The sequence below is a fragment of the Helicobacter bilis ATCC 51630 genome (assembly GCF_000686565.1).
Taxonomy (GTDB): domain Bacteria; phylum Campylobacterota; class Campylobacteria; order Campylobacterales; family Helicobacteraceae; genus Helicobacter_A; species Helicobacter_A bilis.
The window spans coordinates 1-2098 of record NZ_JMKW01000103.1; the positions used below are offsets into that span (position 1 = coordinate 1).

The 2098-nt window shown below is 34.1% G+C and carries 3 protein-coding genes and 1 pseudogene; 1 reads left to right on the top strand and 3 read right to left on the bottom strand.

The window, feature by feature from the left end:
- The first annotated feature begins 218 nt into the window (after nucleotides 1-218).
- Nucleotides 219-365 carry a hypothetical protein gene (locus tag T368_RS15775; protein WP_155266243.1) on the top strand — a complete coding sequence of 49 codons (147 nt, stop codon included), beginning with the start codon at nucleotides 219-221 and terminating at the stop codon, nucleotides 363-365.
- Nucleotides 366-532: 167 nt separating this feature from the next.
- Here the strand turns inward: T368_RS15775 and T368_RS14125 are convergent, their stop codons facing one another.
- From T368_RS14125 to T368_RS16950, 3 genes and pseudogenes are all read right to left on the bottom strand, one after another.
- Entirely contained in the window at nucleotides 533-820 is a 288-nt protein-coding gene (locus tag T368_RS14125; protein ID WP_004086192.1) for a hypothetical protein, read from the bottom strand.
- Nucleotides 821-1135: 315 nt separating this feature from the next.
- Nucleotides 1136-1675 carry a hypothetical protein gene (locus T368_RS0111285; protein ID WP_004086194.1) on the bottom strand — a complete coding sequence of 180 codons (540 nt, stop codon included), beginning with the start codon at nucleotides 1673-1675 and terminating at the stop codon, nucleotides 1136-1138.
- Nucleotides 1676-1936: 261 nt separating this feature from the next.
- A pseudogene (locus T368_RS16950) lies at nucleotides 1937-2098 on the bottom strand (methyl-accepting chemotaxis protein); the annotation flags it as partial.

The following is a 2098-nucleotide window of genomic DNA, read 5'->3' on the forward strand; positions in this document are numbered from 1 at the left end:
AAAAAAAAAAAACGATTTTTCTGCATTTCAATAGAAAAAATATAACATTTTTATGGGATTTAGTAATAATTTTACATAAAATAAAATGAAATCTTGTTTTATTTTAAGCTTTATTTAAGTGTTTTAGAAGTTAAGATTCTCTGCCTTATGATTGGAGTCATGGCTTAGGAGCGCTAAAAAAATCTAATTTCTTTTTATTTTGAATCTCAAGTTGAGATATGCTTGGATTCTATATGTTTAGTGCGACACCACTCGCATTTGGTTCTATATCAAATTTGAGTAAGCTGTGGGGGGGGGGGGGTAGAAACTTGGACATTATAGAATCTAATCCTTTTAAACAATTGGATTTCAAGCATCGTTTTTAATTGATACTAAATTTTATAATCTACTTGATAAGAAGTAGAGGATACAAAAATTCTGACTGCATTGCACTATGAAAAAGGTAATGCAGCTAGAAAGCCAACAGCTTGTGAGAGAACTTAAAGAAAATATGCTTATTTTGCTTTGAAAGTAGCCGCTCTTCCCGTAACCCTTATGATATTTTTACCAAAAGTTTTTGATATAACTTCATAGCGAGGTAAAAGATCGTATCGCATTTGTTATCAACAATGGCTTTATTAAGCACCATAGCAGCTATATTTGGATTTTTAGCATCATAAGGCATTTCCGCACTTACAACATCGCCAACATTAAAATCACTACCATTAAATTGCACTAAATAGCCTACATTAGAATCCATCTTTGTAGCAACAAGCGATGAACAACCGCTAAGTAAAATAAGAGATAGTGCACCACTAGCAACAAGTAACAACTTTTTCATGTTTTTCCTTTTTTTGCATGGATATATCGTATAAAAACGAAGTTGCGATTATACAAAAAAACAAAAATCAAGATTTTTAGCTTATAAGTCAGCATGTTTAAATCTAGAAGCAATTGGAATCTAAAGGCATAATCTAACATGAGATTTAGCAATAAGAAAGAAAAATTATAGAGAAAGGATTCTAAAATCATTCTTGATTGTAGAATGTCTTAGAATCTAATGTGCAACAAAACACGCAATGTCATAGCTGAATAACATTGTGTGCGAAAGTATTCTCAATGCTATATAGCACTAGAATAGGAATTTAATACCAGCTTACACGGCAAGTGGTGAAAATGTTGTTGGTAATACGCCAGCAATATCAGAACCATCCATATCCCATGCAATAATTGGCAACTTGGCTGTTAAATCAAGTCGCAAACTATCTGTGATACCAAATGTAAGACCTACTCTACCAAATAGTGGAATGCTATTTTTGTCAAATGCGCTTGCAATTGAGTGATGTTGCCAACCAGCACCAACACCAGCAAATACGCCAAAGCCACCAACAAGATTCGCTATTAAGTCAATGTTGCCATCAACACCAAAGAATTGGTTTGTTACTGCACTATCAAATACGCTGCCATAACCTGCACTAATAAATGCTCTCGCACCAAAATGGCTACTAAAGAAAGTTTCATAACCAAAGTTTGCACTTACATTCCATGCATCTTGGTAGTGTCCATCATATACGCTAGAATCAGCCTTACCAGATACCGCACTACCTACCATAACATAACCACCATCAACACCTACAAATATCTTTGCTTGTGCTAATGAAAGACTTAAAAGTCCTAAAGCTAACATCTTTTTCATGCGTTGCTCCTTACTATAAAATCAACATGGCAATATATGGCTAGAAACTAGCTTCCAACCTGCCATAAAAACGATTTAAGCAAATAGCATGCCCTTTTATGTCTTTTAAGAAGAATTATTCTTGCAGTGAAGATTTTTATTGCATGTTTAATCTCTTTTAACATAAAAACAAGCGTATGATACGGGGGGGGGGGGATAGCAGAAGATTCTATGGTTTTACAAAAATAAAACCATAGTCTAAGAAAATACCGATAAACTACCTTAAAACTTCTTTTTATTCACATCTTCTAGAATCTTTGCTGCGACTAGGTCTAGGGCGTTGCTTATCTCTTGTGATTTATTAGCAATCTCTACATTTTGCTGTGTGGTTTGCTCTAGTTGCGAGATAGATTCATTAATCTGTCCTATGCCTTGAGCTTGTTC

Excerpts from the sequence above, each read along its gene's own strand:
- T368_RS15775 (WP_155266243.1), top strand. The coding sequence starts at position 219 with ATGCTTGGATTCTATATGTTTAGTGCGACACCACTCGCATTTGGTTCT.
- T368_RS14125 (WP_004086192.1), bottom strand. The coding sequence starts at position 820 with ATGAAAAAGTTGTTACTTGTTGCTAGTGGTGCACTATCTCTTATTTTA.
- T368_RS0111285 (WP_004086194.1), bottom strand. The coding sequence starts at position 1,675 with ATGAAAAAGATGTTAGCTTTAGGACTTTTAAGTCTTTCATTAGCACAA.